This is a genomic window from Pseudomonas sp. ArH3a, assembly GCF_022648765.1.
In the GTDB taxonomy this organism is placed as follows: domain Bacteria; phylum Pseudomonadota; class Gammaproteobacteria; order Pseudomonadales; family Pseudomonadaceae; genus Aquipseudomonas.
The window spans coordinates 3,562,850-3,581,583 of sequence record NZ_CP080330.1 but is presented as its reverse complement, the minus strand read 5'-3'; the positions used below and the strand labels follow the sequence as shown (position 1 = coordinate 3,581,583).

Genomic DNA, 18,734 nt, shown 5'->3' with positions numbered 1-18,734 from the left:
CCATTTCGCGACCTGATTTGCCCAGGTCGTTATCACCGAGGAGTTAAGCCAACAGGGGTTTGCCCATTGAAATCTGACGAGGACTGGCCCTGATTACGTAACACGGTATTACGCATAATGTATATTATGTTAAATTATGTGTCATAGATGTTCAGGTGCTCTAGTCGCTTCCCCCACAAAAGCTGTCATCGCTTGCGACTGCGGAAATTCGAAACTTTCCCCACGAAACTCGCGCAAACTCCAGTTTTGTTTGTGCAAATTTAGAACTACGTCGTCCCCATTTGCTCAATATTGAAATTTCCTCGCTTTCTCATTCATGTTTGACGCTGAAATCCGCCAGACTGGCCGATAGACCGCCGAAGCGATTTTGCAGAATCTAGCACTACTTGGAGGTAGTACCGAGGCCAGAGTACCTCGTGCTCGATATGATTCCAAAACCGGACCCCATCTGGTCCCCTAGGCGCTGGAAACAGCGCAATGGGAATGCTCAGCAGAGACTTTTACCCAGAGATCGCCGAAGTAATTTTGCAGATAAAACGTGAACTAATCGCAAGATAACGTCCCTCTTAATCGCAATCCATACATGACTTCTGAGTTTTCACGGTTGCTGCGAAAACTGCGGTCATATCCAATTAATACTTCAGCCTCTGTCTCTCTATCAGTTTTTTACTGCTGTGACCTATCAGACTGATTCACTATCTTTTCTTTACTCATGGAAAATCCCGCAAACGCTTGCAAGATCTAATAACGGCCAGACGTTTAATGCCTATCGCACTCAAGTGGAGCGTTTGCTGCTGTGGGAGCTAATTATTCGGCAAAAGCCACTGCATCAGCTCAAACGTCAAGATGCCGACGGTTACCTGGCTTTATGTCGCAATCCACCACAATCCACCGCAGTCCTGGATTGGCCCGGTTATAAGTGGGCGTTTTGTGGCTAATGCTGCGGCCGCATCGCAGAGCGCTCCTTCGATGGCCCACACCAAATGGCGGCCGTTGAATGGGCCATCCGGGACTGAGGGCGAGACCGGGCTGCTGCAGAGCGGCGAACCTTACACAGCCACGGCTGGAACACTCAATCTGGTCAGCTCGACATCGCCGAAGGTACCAATCGACTTTGTAGTATTCGACCGGCAACAGTATGGATGGAGCGTCCAGCCAAGATCTCAGCTCCTTCTCGTATTCAGGGTTGGGTATGACGCTGAGCGTGACTACGGCGCAAGCTGTGGTGGGAATGGCGCGGTTATGTGCACCGCTTACGCCCTGCAATTCTGGTCTGTGATCTAGAAACAGCTCGATTTTGATGACCGGCCGCGGTGATGCCCGCCCCGCCTTGAGGTCGTCCAGAAAGGAGGTGACCATTCCTGAGTTGAACCCGTGATGACTTACCAACATCATTGCCGCCCACCAGTAGGTTCATCTTTGGGTTGGGGGCAAGCTCGAATTTCCGGTGGATTCTGTAGCCCTTAACTTTGATCTTTGTGATCATCGTACATTCCTAGTACTTGGGTCGGTGCTGCGGTTGCTGGGCTTTAGAGGTGATGGCCAATGTGGTTCGAACGGCGAACGGTGAGCAAGCTCATGCAGAGTAGTTCTCAGATTTCCGGAATTTGCGTGCTCGCCGCTTGCGAATTTACGATTCACCCTCCTCTGGCTTCAATTGCCTGATTCGGCCAGGTGACAGCGGAAAATCTACCATCCTGGATGCCATCGAGCTTTGTCTTGGCGCCAGGCGTAGTGCTCCCTTTGGGGATACCGACTTTTACAACCTCAACGTCAATGTGCCCATCAGCATTTCAATTATGTTGGGCGACCTGACGGACGACCTGATCAATTCGGTGCAGGCCACCATGCGCGACGCATCAAATCGGGCTAGGCTAGCCTCAAATGTCGCAACCGAATTCAGCCAGATGGTTTCTCCTACTACCCAAACAGCTAAATCGACACCACCAACCCGTAAGCCTACTGAATACTTGACCCAAGTCAAAATCGAACAGCTCAGCCAGCTCAGTATTTTCTTGCTGGCCAGGGAGGGTTTCGCCCTCAAAAATGTTCAGGCCATGCTCTCGGCCTCTGCGCTTTATTCGTCATCGAGGGTCATCGGGCGAATCGTCGGCGGGTCCATCCGAACGAGCCAACGTCAGGGCGATGACTCAAAGACAGCTCGCCTTAACGTTCAGCAGAGCGCGGTGGCCTTTCAATACGCGAAGGTTCTAGAACACGCGACGACTGTTTTTGGCACACAGCGGCTTGCCGAAGAATGGCTCGATCGACCTTGTAAGCACCTTGCAGGCAACGTCCCTCTTGACCTTATCGATAACTCTCTTGGGTTTCAGGCTGTCGAAGTCTACCTGGAGCGGGTTGAGTTAGGGGTTTACCAATGACCTCCCGGCCTCGGGTGATTAGGCAAGAACATGGTCATACGGGCCAAAAACTACACAGGCTCTGTAGGCAACGCTGCGGTGTTGCAGGCGATCTCTGCTAAAGCGTTCTACGGCTGTGACGAGGCCATGGCTGTCACGAATTCCTACTACACGAAGTCAGCCAAGGAATTGGCCAGTACGGCTGGCGTTCGATTGATAGACCGAGAAGGACTTCAGAGCTATCTGGACGATTACAACCAGAAGCTGAGTGATGTGTTCCAGGTGCAGAGAGAACGAGCGTAGGTCCGGCTGCCATTGCAGTGGACCATGGCAACCGCTACGGCTATGTGCAACACGCTGCAAGGCTGTCATTCTCGGCGCCCGGATAGGCTATGGTTGGCTCGGACTTTTTTGGTCATGTGCAAGTGAAACGGTGTCATCGAGTGAAAGCGAAGCTAATTCGGTTTCAATATTTTTGAGAAGATCGGATACATTTTGCCGATTTTCTTTGTGCATATATGCAACAGCCATCATGGTCAGAGGATGGACGTTGAGCACTGAGGACAACTGCTCCAGTTTTTCCAATGTTGGACTTTTCAGGCCGCGCTCCAGCGTGCTCAGATACGTCCGGCTGCTGATATTTGAAAAGTCCTCTTGGGTGAGCTGCTGCCGCTTACGGACCTGTTTGAGCGCAAGGCCAAACGCTGTGTTGAGTTCCAATTTGCCGATTCCGCAAAAGGAACGATGAAGCGCTCTCGAAACCTATAGAGCTACAATCTATAGTGTTCATTTTGAGGTTGCTATGTTCACTACTTACCGTCATACAGAAATCGAATTGGGGCTACCCGATGGGCTGTGCTCCGCTCCCAACCAGCAATTATGGAACTGCGTCGAGCAGGAGTTGATCTTGCCTTGGTTTTACCTGCAGGTGGTGCGCCGCCATGGGCGGGAATTAAATGCCACCATGCTGATGCTATATCACGCCCACGAGCTTAAGCAGTACGTCGATTACCAATCGACCCGAACGTGGATTGAGCAGGTCCAGTTGGTAACCCCGCCACATATGAATGGGCAAACCAGATGGTTAATGGAGCCGCTGCAACAGGTCTCGCTCGTAGAGGCTCCAACGGATGGCGCCCATTTCCTAGTATTCACGGTGACCAGCGGCTCTACCTATTCGTTGAGGGACGACCTCGATCTCAAACTGCCTGCTTTCCGTGTCTTGTTCTGTGCAGAGACCGATCTTCGTCACACCAGATAAAACAGAGCGCAGGCGAGAAAGCTTTGCTTCAATCATCGCCTGGTGAGCTGAAAACGGGCCCGATGAGCTCTGTTAACGAAGCGGGTTGCTCTTCAAGTCGAGCTGCTAGCACCATGTCAGCTTTGCTTGGGTAATGTCGCAAAAGAAATCTGGCATCGCGACGAATTTTTTCGGGTAGAGATTTATCGCGATATAGCTCAACTAAGAATTCACGAGTCTGAATCACCGCGCGAGTGCGCTCTTCCGGCATGGTCATTTTGATTTCCCAGCAGCGCTTCAGCAAAAGTTCAGGGTGAAGGTTGATATAATATGCAAGCTCCACCGTACACCCCCGCCTGTCCCATCCGAAAGGTGCACACCGATCAGCTTAATTCAAGCCTGATCCTCATCCTTGCTAAAGGTCCGGGTCGCAACGGGCGAACGGTTCGTGTTCGTCCATGTCAATTTTTGAGGGTATGGCCACGATTGGGTGGCTAATGGCGTTTGTACGCACCCTCACCTAGTCAGGGCGCAGCCGCTGACCAAGGCAGCCATAATTCCTCACCATCGCGCTAGCTCCAACTGATAGATAGGTTATGACGTAAGGCAGGACCGCATCCATTTCGGCATTTTGCAATCTAGAAGCTTGCGAAATTCTTCTTTGCTCAGCGTATCAGTGATTTTTGACACAATCTCCTTGGACATTCCCCGCTTTCCAACGTAGTGGAGAGCCGTGAGTACTAATCCTAGATTCGTACCGGCATGCTGAAGGCGGTCTTCAGATACATGCTTGAGACGCACCAAGGCAATCCCGATTTTGATTTCGCGCGAAGAGCCGCTTGTATAATAAGTTGGGTGCACTTGCATTTGTGTGCTGAGGCCCAACCTGCGGACTGCCTCCGCTCCATGTACCTGTATCGTCTCACCGTTAGCTGTGGTGATTACCTTCATAACCGTGAGTGGGCTCGGACGTACTGGACCGATGTAGCTGTTCAACTTGGGGCGCATGTATACGCCTCGGGCCACGCGATCTAACAAGCCTGCGAGTACCAGTTTGGACAGTGCTTTATTGACCGCAGAGCGAGAGCCGACTGAGGCGAACTTCGTGCCGACGAAGGGCTGCCCTTTCTTCAGGCGTTTAACTCTCTGGGAGATGACATACTCAACGGACACAAATGCCTCCCCTCCGGTGCACAAATACATGTCCAATAGATTTTACACTTCACTGCACGGGAGTTTAGCATTCCAATGGGAAACGGCTCAAATCTAGACAGCGCTTAGAGCTGCCCCTTCAGCACCGGCGCACACTGTGGGCCTGGCTAGTTGAATGCATACTGGGCGTGTAGTCCAAGAAGCCGCTTCTCGAACTCAAACGCCATGATTGTGAGAGCTTCCTGGAGTTTTGCTTACAGCCTCGTCCTGAGTGGATTGGTCCTGTCGTTAAATCGAGATTTACCCGGGTGGGAGGTCGTAAGGCTGCTGAAACTGACACCTACATCATCAACGACAAATGGCGGCCCTTTAACGTCAAAATCGATAAGCAAATTCGCAAGGTCGCTGCGGAGAACTGTAAAAATGTAGATGAAACAGCCTACAAAATGTCTGCAGGCTCGATGGGTCAGGTGTTTGCTGTGTGTGGCAGTTTTTTTCAGTACACAATCGACGAAGGCCTGACCGCTGACGCCAATCCTATTCGGTCCGTCAAACAAAAATCCAACTTTAAGCAGCGCAACACGGTGATCAGCTCTGGTAAGGCGCTGACTCCGCTCCAGTGGAATTATGTAATCGAGACCGCAGAAGTCATGGCTGCAGAGGATCCTAGGCACGAGCGTACGCTATTCATTGTGGCCACCCTCTTTCTCTCTACCTCCGAACCTCTGATCTCGTCGGTCGGGACAACTGGAAGCCTACAATGGGTTCGTTCGAGTACGACGGTGAAAACTGGTGGTTCAACGTTGTCGGTACGGGCAACAAGGCCGCGAAAATTAGCGTGCGAGACGAATACATTGGAGCCTACTTGAAGCGTTATCGGACCACCCTCGCCCTTCCCCCCTTGCCGTCTTACAAGCAGAGTACTCCACTCGTCACAACGGTCAGAGTTCGAGCTGGCCTGTCAGATCGTTACATTCGTGCCCTCATTCAGATGGTGTTCGATAAATCACTTCAGCGCATGAAGGACGAGGGTCAAACTGACTTAGAGATGGACAAGCTTCGGTCGGCATCCCTACATTGGTTGCGTCACACGGCGGCTACATTTGACGCGCCATTTCGTGATCCAAGCTGACTGACGCCACGAGAGTATGTCGACAACTCAGAACACCTATTACAACTCGCTGGATCAGAATCGTGCCAAGTCAGTTAAGGGGCTCGGGATCAAGGACAGAGGTTAGGATTTAGCTAAAACCAGCAAATTAGGCTCGGCTCGACGAGGTCTATCGGGACATCACGGGTTCAAGGGCTCCAATACGGCAGTTTTGAAACCCCCGCTTTCTCTGCAACGATCGCTACGCTCTGCTGTGCACGGGTCACCGCAACGTAAAAAGCAGCTGCTGGCCCTGGTTCCAACGAAACTTTTTTCTGGAGAAAATTGAGTATCGGAGCGGTAGGAACGATCAGAACGCGCTCATAGGTAGCGCCCTTTGAGACCTTGAAATTCAGAAATTCCAGGTCGTAACCCTTGCCCGAACTCGCCGTATTACGCAGGCATTGCGGATGAAATTGGGCGATGTAACTATCGACGTGCTTTTTGTGTACGAGAAACACCCCGTCGTGTTCGGTCCTAGTTTCATTCAGTGACTCTGTCGTGGGGAACAACCAGCTGGCGTCAAAAATGGTGTCGGAGAATGCGGCGACTCCTGGATGACAGCGCCACGTGGTTACCCTTTCAGTAATTTCCAAAATGCCTTTTTTCTCACGCTCCCTGAACCAATGAATGGCCTCGGTATATGCGTACTTTCGGTTCTTCGAACCACGTGGGTTTGTGGCCAATACTGATTGGCGAATATCGCCGACCATTCGGACGTCGATCGATGAGTGAAGCAGCACGTCGAGGATTTCCCAGTCGTAACTGCTGAGGTCTTGCACCTCATCAACGAGGATCTCGTCATAGATGCACTCCAGCCGGTGAAGCAGCGCTCCCCTACTCTCTGCTATCAATTCAAAAGCCAGGCGCCCGAGCTCACAAGCGTATGCCGCACCGTTGGAATTCAAAAATCGCTTCACCCCCATTACCATCATGGGGGGACGGCCCTCGAAATCAAATCCAAGTACACGTTTGCCAGGATACTTAAAAGGTAGGAAAGGTTTAGCAAAATGGCGGAGAAGGAAGGTGTACCAACCCATCACTTCAATACCCTGATGGTCTCCTGCGTACATCGCTATTCGGTGTCTAAGCTCCTCCTGGTTGGTTTGGGTAAACGTCACAACCAGCGCATGACGAGTCAGAGGGAGCGCTGTGCAGTGATCGACAACTCCTTGGGTCTTGCGGGATCCCGCCACTGCTAATGTCAGATGGTTAGCCATGGATAAACTCGGCTGCGGCGACCATGTAAGCCGGCGGGACTAGCGCCAGTTTGGACTGAGCAATCCTGAGGGCACCCTCTGTTTTCTCCCTTTGCATCCAAGTTTCGAGGACTGCCGCATCTTTGATGCCAAGAATCTCACGCATAGCTTTCTCGCCATTGTGCGAGATCAGTTGCGGCTCCAGCGTTCTCCCTGTCTCGACCGTCCCTATAAACAGCTCTCGCCTGTCTGCGGTCAGCAAATGTTCCACCGGTGCTCGTAGCTCCGCGGGATCAGTTCCATCATTGTCGCGTAGGACAGCCACTGGCTTGTCGAGCGCTTCACATAGTTGCAGGCACCGGGAAAGCGCGAGGCCGCGCATGCTCAGAACGTCAATGCCGCATGCCATTGGATACAGGCCATAACGATCATGAAAGATGCGTTCGAAAACGATCTCATCGGATGGCCCTTCAACGAGCACAATTTTTTTCGCGAGGGCCATCCTCAGTGTGTCGTACCCGGGTAACCGCTGAAAGTAAGACACCGTCGTTGGCTCAAGCTCGGTGATCTTTGTCGCTGTACTTCGGCCAATCAAGATCAATGAGCCCAGTCCCAGTCGGTTCAATACGTATGTACTGTGGGTTGTAATGAACAGTTGTTGTTGATCACCTGCCAACTTCTCTATGCGAGCCAACAGCGTGGTCAAGCTCGTATGTGACAGGTGGTTCTCTGGCTCCTCGATCATCACGATATTCGCTTTGTCAGCATGGCGGCTCATTGCCAGCGAAATCTTGATGGAGGCCTGCTCACCCTGACCTGACATTGAAAAAGGTACGTCGTTAACATGAGGCGTCACTGCCGCCTCCCAAGACGTCCTTGAACTCTGATCCATCGCCAAAGACATCGGCTGCTCCTGCAGAGAAGCCTCCAGGATACCCAGGCGCTTGTTGACGTCCTTGAGCGCGTTATCCGACATCGAAGCTTTGACGTCCCGATAAGCAAGAGAGATCGACGCCTTCTCCGCGGGCTCAAGGTGATCACTGAGGATCTGTCGAAGATGGTAATCGACGCCGCTCGATGATCTAACTGTCCTGGAGTCGATGATGCCTACAGCGAGTTGCCTTGGCCGTTTAGTGAGTTGCTGGTCAGCAAAGGAGCGCCATTCGACGGTGTAGTACTCAACAGGTAACAACGCCGATGGGGACTTTAGCCACTCATCTAACTCCGGGGCGTACTCCGGATTGGGCAAAATTTTGAGAGACACACCAGGGCATGCATTGGTGGGAACGTCACTGTTGGCCGCTCCGCACAAAAATTGAAGATCAGCCCTATTATCAAAAAAGAGCTCGATTGATATCTCTGGCATCGCAATACGTTCACCTGCGCGACGAGCGTTTAGAAAATCGGCAACCAATGACGTGTTGAACCAGTAGGGGTTGAGCTCCTCCGTAGCTGTTCGCCCTCCTACACGCGCTGTTAGCGCCAAAGCTACCGCTTCCATCAAGGAAGATTTGCCCGCCTCATTACCTCCGACAAGTAAATTCAGCTTTGAGTTTGGCAACATCACAAAGTCTTTGTAGATTCGGTAACCGTGGATTTTTATTTTGGTGATCAATGCCGTCATCCTTTGAGGCAGAACGTTTTGGTGAAGGATCAGAAAGCCACAAGCATGTTAGGTAATTACACGCTGCCGCGTCTGAGCATAGCCCCAAAATATGGGCAGGCGATTTGGGTGCTGACGTTACCGACCCGAAACTAATCTTCCACCGGCTTTACGCTTGCTTTCGTAATGGACGCCCGCCGCCCTCCCTTTGCAATATTGGCAGCATGCAACAATGGCTGAAGTTCCGCGTGTTGACGGTGGTCCTCCTCAAACGCGGAAGAAACGTTCAGAGCGACCAACTCCAGACTCTCTCCACTTCCGGACGTTTCAAGCATGATATTCATGCGGTTGACCACATCCCATGCCGACATGCGGCGAAAGAAGGCTATGGAGATCACGCACCAGAGCATCATTTCAAGCGGCAGCGCCGCTTGCGCAGACGCCACGCGGGCGTGTTCAAGGGCTTGCTCGACCAAAGAAGGGCGAGTAAAGAATCCAGTCCCTCGATTGAATTGGGAGTGGAGGCGATGTTGTGAGTCAGTTCCAGGCCTCGAGCGAGACGCATAAAAAAATCCGATGCCAACACAGGCATCGGATTTTGATTTCTTGCGGCCAAAGGTCAAGCGAGAGGGCTTAACTGATCGGCATTACCCTCGTGGGCCCTTTTATACTCAAACCAGTATCACTTGGTTAGCCAGGACTCGACTTTGTCGGAGCCATATTTCGCCTTCCACTCTTTCAAAGTTTTGTGATTGCCGCCTTTTGTTTCCACAACCTCCCCAGATTCTGGGTTTTTGTAAATCTTCACTAGGCGAGGCTTACGCGTACCCGCTTTCGACTGGACTGCTGGCGTGCGACGACCTGCTTGCGGGTCAAGCAGGTTGATGATGTCTTTCAAGCTAAAGCCGTATTTGGCAAGCAAGTCCCGTAGCTTAGATTCAAATTCTATTTCTTTCTTAAGACCAACATCGCCTTTCATTGCTTCAAGCTCAGCAAGCTGTGATGCGAGTTGTTGTTCGAGTTTGCGAAACTCAGCAAGACGGGACATTTGATGCTCCAAAAAAGTTTAAGCGAATGTAAAAGGTCATCTCCTAGCATACACATTTGAATGAACAGAGTAAGCCCCCAGAACCAAGCCAGTTTATCGATGCGCGGATCCGGTTCGTAAGGATCAACACCTTGCAGATAACCAAATCGGATCAAGTGGCACGGTTGTGCAAATGTTTTCTTCACCGCGATTGTTATTGCCACCGTGGGCAAGGTATGGCGAAATCAAACATTTCTAACATCTGTAGGTTACTGAACACAGCGACGTGCTCCGCACTGAATCAGGGAAGTGTCTAATGTCCGAAAGCATGCTCGTTCGTGCCAGCCGCGAGGGCGATCAGTTCCATTATCTGTGGGCGGCACGCCGCCCATTGCGGCTACTCACACTGGAATCCGGTTTTATAGCTATTACGATTGAGGGGCGGCAACTGACGAGCTTCCTGGCGTCGAGCCTGTTGAAGTCGGCGAACAACTCATCGACATCGCTGAGTACTACGGCAGCACTGAGCTAGAAAGCGCGACGCGGGTTCGCTACATGCAGCTCAAGCATTCGACGGTACGGGTCGACGAAATATGGCAACCGAGCGGTTTGGAAAAGACGATCCGCGGGTTTGCTGAACGCTTTGAGGCGCTTCAAAAAGAACTTCCAGACATCCATCTGTGTGAAAAGCTTGAGTTTTGGTTTGTCACAAATCGCCCCATCACCGCCGATTTTATTGTGGCAATCGAGGATGCTGCTGCACAGAGTGAGCCTCGACATCCTGGCAACCTCAGAAAGCTGGAGACATTCACGTCACTCGAAGGAGAAGCGCTCGCGACATTCTGTCGAATGCTTCGATTGGACGGTGCGCACGATAATTACTGGACTCAAAGAAACATCCTTTTCCAAGATGTCAGCGGTGTTGTTGACCAAGGCGCCAGTTGTGCCCGTACCGGAGGGTGAGTTGCCGCTCTGGGAAATCCAACCCGGCCCTGTGGTGCTGTAGGTTCCCGTGAGCGCCGGGCAGTTGTTCAATCGAATGGCAAAATCCACCCAGCCGCTGGCAGTGTTTACTCCGGTAAATGTCTTGGTCTGATGCGTGCCCATAGGGACTGTCACATCCGGCGTGCTGCAGCTGCGCGACACAATCTGGATACTGCCAGAGATGCCCATTTTGAACCCCAACATTCTGGCATCGCCAAAATTGCCAAAATGGAACGGCCGTTATGGATCGGCTCTGTAGAAGAGACTGAATCCGCACGCCGACTTTTTCAACAGAATCGGCCAGAAGTAGTCACTGGAAACCCATCAACGAATTCGTAATCAGCTTCCCCTTACCTGCTCTACCTTGTTAGAACAGGAGGGATAAGGGATAGGTAACTGCAAGACGCTACTCTGCCAGCCTTAACTGCAACCGGCTTCGATGGGATAAGCCTGCCTGCAGGGCAAACGCCACGACCACCGTCGCCGGTGCAGAAAAACTGCTCAGTCCATCTCCGGCAAACATCAATGCCAGTCCCAGCGCTGTAGCGCCAAACCATGCCGTCAAACCTGCCGGATTGAACGCCCTCACCTCCTCAAGCGCTGCAATATCGTTGCGCCCGTAGAGAATCTGCGCCAACGCCACACCGACCCAAGCCACAACGAAAATCCCTTGATAAGCCAACGCCTTGAGCAAGTAGGCAAACACGTCCGCCAACATCAGGCCGTACACGATCACCCCGACCACCACTGCCCACATCAAGTACGAACCGCGTACGCCAAAACGGCCGAAGAACGCTTGCATGTTTAACGTCGCCAGATAGTAGTTGGCCGTGTTGATTCGGGTTTGCGTCGCCCAGACGAACAACAATCCCCACAACCCCATCAACTGCAGAATCGCCATCACCACCGACACTTCGTTCAGCGCGCCGTCGTGGGGAATGCTGCTGACCAGATAGATACCCGCCGCGCCGTTGAGCAGGAACGTCACTGCGTAGAACGGCATGCCGAAGTTCCAACGACCGTGGTACTCGGCGTCTTCAGATTTGCCGAAACGTGCGTAGTCGAAGGTGAACAACATCAATACCCAGACGCCCATGTAGGCGACGAAGCAATGCCACCAGCCAAATGCGTCGGGGGTTGCCGGGCCGAAATCCAGCCATTGCGGCTGGTAGCCATAACGACTGATCGACAGCCCAACCGCCACCAGCAGACCGCCGAGGTAAATCGGCAGCAACACGCCGTTGAGCTTGTCGAGCCAGTGTTGCACGCTACCGAGGATCATCGGCACGCTGTAGAGCACCACCGCCAGTGCCGCCAGCGGATAGATCAGTTGCGGATACAGGTGATTGAGCGCCACGGCGATCACCGAGCCTTCGAATACCGCGTAGTAGATCGCCGTGGAAAAGAAGATCAGCGTCGCCAGACACGCGCCGGTGCTGCCGAACAACAGACGTGAAAACAACGCCACCGACAAGCCGCTGCGAATCGCGAAGCGACTGAGCACACTGTTGACCAGACCGTAGCTGATCACCGACAGCACCATGCCGATCAGCGCATCGCGCGCACCGAACGACAGCGCCAGTGACGCCCCGACCACGATGTAGAACATTGCACTGCACACCGCCCACCAGGCCATGGTCAGCGACAGTCGCCCCATGCGCGCCTGGCTCGGTACGGGATGATGGGCCGGGTCTTGCCCGGTTTGACTCGATTGCGATAAAGCGGCCATATGCGTGAACTCCAGAACCAGTCAAAGGTTGAAGCGCGGGCAGCCGTCACCGCACCGAAGTGCGGCGTTGGCTTACCGTTTGGCATGGCCCGCGCGATGCGGCGGGCAGAATCAGGAAGGGAACAGCTTGCTCAGGCAGCTGAGTTTTTTCTTATAGGAACGTCGCGCTTGCAACGCCTCTTCGAGGGTCACCGCGACAAAGCGGGCCTTCTGGTTGGGTTGCATCTGGCCGATCAGGTCGAGGTCGGCGCTGATCACCGTGCCGATCATCGCGTAGCCGCCACCGGACACCGCGTCGCGGTGCAGAACAATCGGCTCAAGCCCCGCCGGCACCTGGATCGAACCGATCGGGTAGCAACTGTCGACGATGTTCGACGGATCGGACCCGGCACCGAACGGCTGCTCGCGTGGCTGAAAGCTCAGCGCACTGCCGCCCTTGAAGCGATAGCCGATACGGTCTGCTTCCGAGCCGACCGTCCATGGCTCGGCGAAAAAGCTCTGTGCCGCAGACTCGCTCAAGCGCTCGTAGTAAAGGCCCGGCACTACCCGCAGGGTGATTTCGCCGCCCAGCGATTGGCGCAACGCCATGGGCAGACTGGCACCGGCGCGGCCCTTACCGCTGGCGGCGCCTACCGGCAATTCGTCGCCTGCGACCAGTCGGCGCCCCTGAAAACCGCCGAGCGCACCGAGCGCGTATGTCGAGCGACTGCCGAGCACCACCGGCACATCAATGCCCCCCGCCACCGCCAGATAAGTCCGAGCGCCGGCCTTGGGAAAATCGAAACGTAGCACCTGGCCGGCCTTCACCTCAAAGGCGGTGTCGTGGTGCATTTCCACACCCTCGACCCGCGGTGTCATGTGCGCACCGCAGACCGCCACCAAGGCGTCCTGCTGAAATTCAAGCTCCGGGCCCAGCAATGTGCATTCCAGCGCGGCGGAACCCGCCGGGTTGCCGACCAGTTGATTGGCCGCACTCAGGGCGTATTGATCGAGCGCACCTGAAGGCGGAATACCCAAGTGGTAATACCCTTCGCGGCCCAGATCCTGTACCGAGGTCGCCAGACCGGGTTTGAGTACCTTGATCATGCCAGCACATCCTGCAGCGACTTGGGATAACCGATCGGATCGGCGACAAACGCATCCAGCGAAAACTCCACCGGGCGAATTCGCAGATCAAAGCGTCCGGCGTCCACTTCGGTCACAGCATGGTCGTAGGCCTCACGATCGATCGGCTTGAACTGCACGATGTCGCCCGGACGGAAAAACACCATGTGTTCCTTGAGGTAGGCGAGGTTCTGTTGCGGGTCGTAGATCGGTGCCGGCGTGACGCCAAACATCTGATAGCCGCCGGCACCGCGCACCGAATAAATGCAGCCGAAGCAGCCGCCATGACCAAGGGTCAATTTCGGCGTATCAGTGCGTGGCCGCAGGTACTTTGGCACCTGCAACTGGCGCTCACGTTCAACCATTTGAAACATGAATGGCAGCCCCGCGACGAAACCGACCATCGAGACAAACCACGGTGCCCCACTGTGAGCGGCGATGAACGCATCGACGTCCGCCAGACCGTTAATGCGCGCGGCGTATTCCAGGTCTGTGGCGCTGGGGTCCTGATGGCGGTCGCGAAAACGCATCAGGGTTTCGTGGGTCCACGGGTCGTTGTACAGCACCGGAATCTCGATGATCCGCGTCTGCAGCGTGCGTTCGGCAACCGCCGCGGCTTCGGCGCCCTTCACCGCTTCGAGCAAAGTGTGCGGGGCAAGACGATCCGGATCAAAACGGATCTGAAACGAAGCATTGGCCAGACACACATCCAGCACGCCATCCAGCGCCAGCCGTTCCACCGCTCGGGTGACGGCCAGGCCCGTGAAGAACGCATCGAGGGACATGCTGTCGCTGACTTCGGCAAACAGATGCTCGTCGGCGCCGAAGCTGTAACGGATCGGTGTGCTCATGCTTCACCTCCACTGCGGCGCTCGGCCAGCCAGGTTTCCAGGGTGCCGGTGTGGAAGTCAGCGCTATGCAGCCACGGTTGTTCCAGCAATTCGCCGTGCAGCGCCAAGGTACTGGCCATGCCGGTCAATGTGGTTTGCTCTACCGCCGCCATCGCCCGGCGTAAGGCTTCGGCGCGATCAGCACCGTGCACGATCAGCTTGGCCAGCAGCGAGTCATAGTAAGGCGGCACGCGGTAGCCTTGATACAGATGAGTGTCGACGCGAATGCCTTCGCCCTGCGGCCAGATCAGTTCTTCAACCAGCCCGGGACTGGGGAAGAAATCCCGCTCCGGGTCTTCGGCGTTCAGGCGCATCTGCAGCGCGGCACCGTTGAGTTGAATGTCACTCTGCTTAAAGCCCAGCGGCTCGCCGCCGGCAATGCGCAACATGGCTTGAACCAGATCGATGCCAGTGACCAGTTCGCTGACCGGATGCTCCACCTGGATCCGCGTATTCATCTCGATAAAGAAGAACTCGCCGGTGGCGTCGTCATACAGATACTCAAGGGTGCCGGCGCCTTTGTAGCCTAGGGCTTCGGTCAGGCGCACGGCGCTGGCACAAAGAGTTTCGCGTTGCTGCTGACTGAGAACCGGCGACGGCGCTTCTTCGAAGATTTTCTGCCGGCGACGCTGCAGTGAGCACTCGCGTTCAAACAGATGCACAGCGTGCTGACCGTCGCCCAGCACCTGCACTTCAATGTGCCGCGCTTTGCCGATAAACCGTTCCAGATACACCGCACCATTGCCGAACGCGGCCTGGGCTTCGCGCTGGGAACGGGGAAACTCTTCGCGCAGTTGCTCGACGTTTTCCGCCAGACGAATACCACGCCCGCCGCCACCGGCCGAGGCCTTGATCAACAGCGGGAAACCAACGGTTTCGGAAGCCTTGAGTGCCGATTCGACGTCGAACAGTTCACCCGGCGAACCCGGCACCACCGGCACCCCTGCCGCTTGAGCGGTACGTCGGGCTTCGGCTTTATCGCCCATACGGCGAATCGTCTCTGCGCTCGGCCCGACAAAAATCGCCCCGGCCGCCACCACTGCTTCGGCAAAGTCAGCGTTCTCCGAGAGAAAGCCATAACCGGGGTGAACCGCATTGGCACCCGTGGCCTTCAGGGCGCCAAGCAACGCTTCGACATTCAGGTAACTTTTATCGGCGCGGGCCGGGCCGAGAACATGCATCTCATCGGCCATGCGCGCTGCCTGGGAATCGACGTCCGCCTCGCTGCACGCGGCAACAGTGGGAATCCCCAGCTCTCTGGCGGCGCGAATAATCCGCACCGCGATCTCGCCACGGTTGGCGATCAGTAATTTATGAATACCTTGGGTCATGATCGCGGCCTCACTCGTCGTCGAGTGTTGCGATGACTTGACCCGGCTCCACCGGATCACCGTCTTCTACCAGGAATGCGCTGAGGCGACCGGCCGTCCCGGCGGTCAGTTCGGAAAACTGCTTCATCACCTCGATCAGGCCGATCACCGTGTCGGCGCTGACCTGCGCGCCCACCTCGACGTAGTTCGCCGAGTCCGGAGTGGCTTTGCGATAGAAGGTCCCTGGCAACGGGGTGATAACAGTGTGTTCGGCCATGTCTGTTCCTTTTGGAATAGTTGTAGAAAGGCAGGCAAAAAATGCAGCGTTGGGCAAACCCTGGCGTCTGTGTACCAGGTGTTTTCGCAAGAATTCAGCGTGGTGCGCGCACCTTGATCCCGGCGTTATCGAGTGCTTTGCGTGTGGCCTCGACCAGCGCCAGTGCACCCGGGGTGTCGCTGTGCAAACAGATCGAATCGAACTCGATCGCCAGGTCTTCACCCTCGACCGTGCGCACCACGCCTTGCTGACAGGCGCGCAATACCCGCGCAGCGACCTGCTCCGGGTCGTAGGCGCGCACGTTGCGGGTGAAGACGATGGAGCCGCTGAGGTCGTATTCGCGGTCGGCGTAGAACTCGCGGATCACCGGTTGCCCGAGTTCTGTAGCGACTCGCCAGATCACCGAATCGGGCATGCAATACAGCAACAACTCAGGCTCCAGGCGTTGCAGGTTTTCCACCAGCAAACGGGCGGCCTCCTCGTCACGGGCCAAGTGCATATAGAGCGCACCGTGGGGTTTGATGTGTTGCAGTGCCACACCCTGAACCCGAGCCAGTTCACGCAGCGCGCCCAACTGGTAGAGCATGTCGTCGACCAGTTCTTGGGCCGGCGCGTTGATGTGCCGACGGCCGAAACCGACCAGATCACGAAACCCCGGATGCGCGCCGACCGCCACGCCCAGACGCTTGGCCTGTTCGACGGTGCGGCGCATGGTGCCGGGGTCGCCGGCATGAAAACCGGTGGCAATGTTGGCTGAACTGATGAAGTCCATCAGTTCGTTGTCGACGCCATCGCCAATGGTCCATGGGCCGAAGCCTTCACCCATGTCCGAGTTGAAATCTACTGCTTGCATGACGCTTGCTCCTGACGCTTGTGACTTCATGCAGGCCAAGTTAAATTTCCACCAGCCCCTTGGGAAGATCTATTAACAGATAGGCCATCTTCTGAAAAACAGATAGCCTCAGAAAACAGCGTCTTCATCGACCGGAGTGTTCATGTCACTGACCTTGCGCCAGGTGCGCTATTTCGTTGCCACGGCCGAGATCGGGCAGATCTCCCAGGCCGCGATTCACTTGAATATTTCCCAGTCGTCGGTGACCACGGCGATCAAGGAACTGGAAGGCATACTCGGCACGCTGCTGTTCCAGCGCTCGGCACAGGGCATGAGCCTGACCGATGCCGGGCGGCACTTTCTGAACCGGGCCTATGTGATTTTGCGCAGTGTCGATGACGCGTTGAACAGCCCGTTGCCGGACATCCGCGCCAGCGGGGTGTTGCGCCTGGCGGCGAGCTACACGGTGTTCGGCTACTTCCTGCCGCACCATTTGCAGCGCCTGGAACACTGGCATCCCGACGTGACTATCGAGGTTCACGAACAGGAGCGACAAGCCATCGAACAAGGGCTGCTCGAAGGCCGGTTCGACATGGCCGTCGTGCTCACCGCCAACCTCACCCACCCGGATATTGTCTCGGAGACACTCTTCAACTCCGAACGCCGGTTATGGCTGCCCAGTCACCATCCATTGTGTGAGCGTTCGGCGGTCAGCCTTGCCGATGTGGCAAAAGAACCCTTCATTCTGCTGACCGTCGACGAGGCCGAACAAAGCGCCATGCGCTACTGGGAAAACGCTCGCCAGCAGCCGAACGTGCGTGTTCGCACCAGCTCTGTCGAAGCCGTGCGCAGCATGGTCGCCAATGGCAGCGGCGTGGCAATCCTTTCGGACCTGGTACACCGTCCCTGGTCGCTCGAAGGCAAACGCATCGAAACCCTGACAATCACCGACAAGGTCACTCCAATGAGCGTCGGCCTGGCGTGGCACCGTGAACGGGAGTTCAGCCCGGCGATGCACGCATTTCGCAATTATTTCCACGATGCATTTTTGGCGCCGCAACAGCTGTCTGCACGACGCTGAAAAAAGCCATAAGCCCTGCCCTCTTTTTGTTGTTTTTGACGATGAGCGTTATGAGCCATTTCCGTACTGTTTTGACGCAAAGATTTCGGCCGTGTGCTGTCATTCACGAACGACCGCTATCGGTCGATTCTGTTGAAAAGTCGGCGTGCGGATTCAGTCTCTTCTACAGAGCCGATCCATAACGGCCGTTCCATTATAGTTTCGGGCATCATAACGACCTTAAAAAACAGAACCTCGAATTATGAATCATGAATCATGAATCATGAATCATGAATCATGAACTTTGGCAGGAACCTAATGGCTGTCAGACCTTTTGTCTAGCCGGTGCTCAAGGTGATGGTGCGCGTGCGCTTATGCATTTGGAATGCGAAGTTAGTTTGGGAGGTCGAGACTGAAAGTCATTTCGAAGCGATGACTAAGTATTATGCGCACATGCAGTGGGGCGAATACCTGACGGACTTTTCCTTACAAGACATGACTTCCTACACAAAACTGGGCAGGGAAGGACCAGTCAAGATTCGGATAAAACTGCGGAGTCCTCTCTATCTGATAACCCGGAGAAACAGAACCCAGCGAAAGTTTGAGTCTTATCTGTTGTAACTGCCTCCCACCGTAAAACGGGAGACGGCTTCTGGCCGCTGTGTTTGCAGCGGCCTTTTTATGGACTCTATTAACCTACTAGCTATTTCCTCGCGCAGATGGGAACCTTCAAACCGCCCCCCACCCGTCGATTCGACAGCTTGTTTGTGAGGGACCTCGACAAACTCAAGCCAACAGCTCGGTATCCACCAGAGCC

At 54.9% G+C, this 18,734-nt stretch carries 18 protein-coding genes and 2 pseudogenes; 7 read left to right on the top strand and 13 right to left on the bottom strand.

The features are described from left to right. Positions 1-1,907: 1,907 nt before the first annotated feature. Together K0P33_RS16140 and K0P33_RS16135 are read left to right on the top strand one after the other, a co-directional pair. Positions 1,908-2,381 carry an MbcA/ParS/Xre antitoxin family protein gene (locus K0P33_RS16140; RefSeq protein WP_242156057.1) on the top strand — a complete coding sequence of 158 codons (474 nt, stop codon included), beginning with the start codon at positions 1,908-1,910 and terminating at the stop codon, positions 2,379-2,381. Between the two features lie 21 nt (positions 2,382-2,402). Then, positions 2,403-2,663, top strand: a pseudogene (locus K0P33_RS16135) (restriction endonuclease); the annotation flags it as partial. 87 nt (positions 2,664-2,750) lie between these two features. Here K0P33_RS16135 and K0P33_RS16130 read toward each other — a convergent pair. Then, the gene (locus K0P33_RS16130) at positions 2,751-3,080 is read right to left on the bottom strand and encodes a helix-turn-helix transcriptional regulator (RefSeq protein ID WP_242149495.1); all 330 of its coding nucleotides are present in this window, start codon (positions 3,078-3,080) and stop codon (positions 2,751-2,753) included. Positions 3,081-3,162: 82 nt separating this feature from the next. On the opposite strand from K0P33_RS16130, the gene K0P33_RS16125 reads away from it, so the two are divergent. Beyond that, the gene (locus tag K0P33_RS16125; protein WP_242149493.1) at positions 3,163-3,621 is read left to right on the top strand and encodes a hypothetical protein; all 459 of its coding nucleotides are present in this window, start codon (positions 3,163-3,165) and stop codon (positions 3,619-3,621) included. A 28-nt stretch (positions 3,622-3,649) separates the two neighbouring features. Here K0P33_RS16125 and K0P33_RS16120 read toward each other — a convergent pair whose 3' ends face one another. Further along, positions 3,650-3,877 (bottom strand): BPSL0761 family protein, encoded by a 228-nt coding sequence (locus K0P33_RS16120; protein ID WP_242149490.1) that lies wholly within the window; start codon positions 3,875-3,877, stop codon positions 3,650-3,652. Positions 3,878-4,194: 317 nt separating this feature from the next. Beyond that, on the bottom strand, positions 4,195-4,803 hold the full coding sequence (locus tag K0P33_RS16115; RefSeq protein WP_347341781.1) for a DUF6088 family protein: 609 nt from the start codon (positions 4,801-4,803) through the stop codon (positions 4,195-4,197). A 143-nt stretch (positions 4,804-4,946) separates the two neighbouring features. On the opposite strand from K0P33_RS16115, the pseudogene K0P33_RS31430 reads away from it, so the two are divergent. Further along, positions 4,947-5,990, top strand: a pseudogene (locus tag K0P33_RS31430) (site-specific integrase); the annotation flags it as partial. A gap of 61 nt (positions 5,991-6,051) precedes the next feature. Here the strand turns inward: K0P33_RS31430 and K0P33_RS16105 are convergent. From K0P33_RS16105 to K0P33_RS16090, 4 genes are all read right to left on the bottom strand, one after another. After that, the gene (locus tag K0P33_RS16105) at positions 6,052-7,122 is read right to left on the bottom strand and encodes a UvrD-helicase domain-containing protein (protein WP_242149482.1); all 1,071 of its coding nucleotides are present in this window, start codon (positions 7,120-7,122) and stop codon (positions 6,052-6,054) included. Further along, the gene (locus tag K0P33_RS16100; protein ID WP_242149479.1) at positions 7,115-8,725 is read right to left on the bottom strand and encodes an AAA family ATPase; all 1,611 of its coding nucleotides are present in this window, start codon (positions 8,723-8,725) and stop codon (positions 7,115-7,117) included. The genes K0P33_RS16105 and K0P33_RS16100 overlap by 8 nt, the downstream gene beginning before the upstream one ends. A gap of 131 nt (positions 8,726-8,856) precedes the next feature. Then, on the bottom strand, positions 8,857-9,327 hold the full coding sequence (locus tag K0P33_RS16095; protein WP_242149476.1) for a transposase domain-containing protein: 471 nt from the start codon (positions 9,325-9,327) through the stop codon (positions 8,857-8,859). 59 nt (positions 9,328-9,386) lie between these two features. Next, entirely contained in the window at positions 9,387-9,752 is a 366-nt protein-coding gene (locus tag K0P33_RS16090; protein WP_150692523.1) for a histone-like nucleoid-structuring protein, MvaT/MvaU family, read from the bottom strand. Between the two features lie 295 nt (positions 9,753-10,047). On the opposite strand from K0P33_RS16090, the gene K0P33_RS16085 reads away from it, so the two are divergent. Then, a complete protein-coding gene (locus K0P33_RS16085; protein ID WP_242149473.1) occupies positions 10,048-10,263 on the top strand; it encodes a hypothetical protein in 216 nt (71 codons plus the stop codon). A gap of 23 nt (positions 10,264-10,286) precedes the next feature. Continuing rightward, entirely contained in the window at positions 10,287-10,694 is a 408-nt protein-coding gene (locus K0P33_RS16080; RefSeq protein ID WP_242149470.1) for a hypothetical protein, read from the top strand. A gap of 427 nt (positions 10,695-11,121) precedes the next feature. Here the strand turns inward: K0P33_RS16080 and K0P33_RS16075 are convergent, their stop codons facing one another. The 6 genes from K0P33_RS16075 to K0P33_RS16050 form a co-directional block, all read right to left on the bottom strand. Then, complete coding sequence (locus K0P33_RS16075; protein ID WP_242149468.1) at positions 11,122-12,444, bottom strand: allantoin permease; 1,323 nt, start codon at positions 12,442-12,444, stop codon at positions 11,122-11,124. A gap of 111 nt (positions 12,445-12,555) precedes the next feature. Further along, the gene (locus K0P33_RS16070; protein ID WP_242149465.1) at positions 12,556-13,530 is read right to left on the bottom strand and encodes a biotin-dependent carboxyltransferase family protein; all 975 of its coding nucleotides are present in this window, start codon (positions 13,528-13,530) and stop codon (positions 12,556-12,558) included. Further along, complete coding sequence (locus tag K0P33_RS16065; RefSeq protein ID WP_242149462.1) at positions 13,527-14,399, bottom strand: allophanate hydrolase subunit 1; 873 nt, start codon at positions 14,397-14,399, stop codon at positions 13,527-13,529. Before K0P33_RS16065 ends, K0P33_RS16070 begins: the two co-directional genes overlap by 4 nt. Continuing rightward, positions 14,396-15,769, bottom strand: coding sequence for an acetyl-CoA carboxylase biotin carboxylase subunit (locus K0P33_RS16060; RefSeq protein WP_242149460.1), 1,374 nt, complete (start codon positions 15,767-15,769; stop codon positions 14,396-14,398). The genes K0P33_RS16065 and K0P33_RS16060 overlap by 4 nt, the downstream gene beginning before the upstream one ends. Before the next feature lie 10 nt (positions 15,770-15,779). Beyond that, positions 15,780-16,025, bottom strand: coding sequence for an acetyl-CoA carboxylase (locus K0P33_RS16055; RefSeq protein WP_095191478.1), 246 nt, complete (start codon positions 16,023-16,025; stop codon positions 15,780-15,782). 94 nt (positions 16,026-16,119) lie between these two features. Beyond that, complete coding sequence (locus K0P33_RS16050) at positions 16,120-16,878, bottom strand: 5-oxoprolinase subunit PxpA (RefSeq protein WP_242149458.1); 759 nt, start codon at positions 16,876-16,878, stop codon at positions 16,120-16,122. Positions 16,879-17,020: 142 nt separating this feature from the next. Between K0P33_RS16050 and K0P33_RS16045 the strand changes: the two genes are divergently transcribed. After that, the gene (locus K0P33_RS16045; protein WP_242149454.1) at positions 17,021-17,938 is read left to right on the top strand and encodes a LysR family transcriptional regulator; all 918 of its coding nucleotides are present in this window, start codon (positions 17,021-17,023) and stop codon (positions 17,936-17,938) included. Positions 17,939-18,734: the final 796 nt, after the last annotated feature.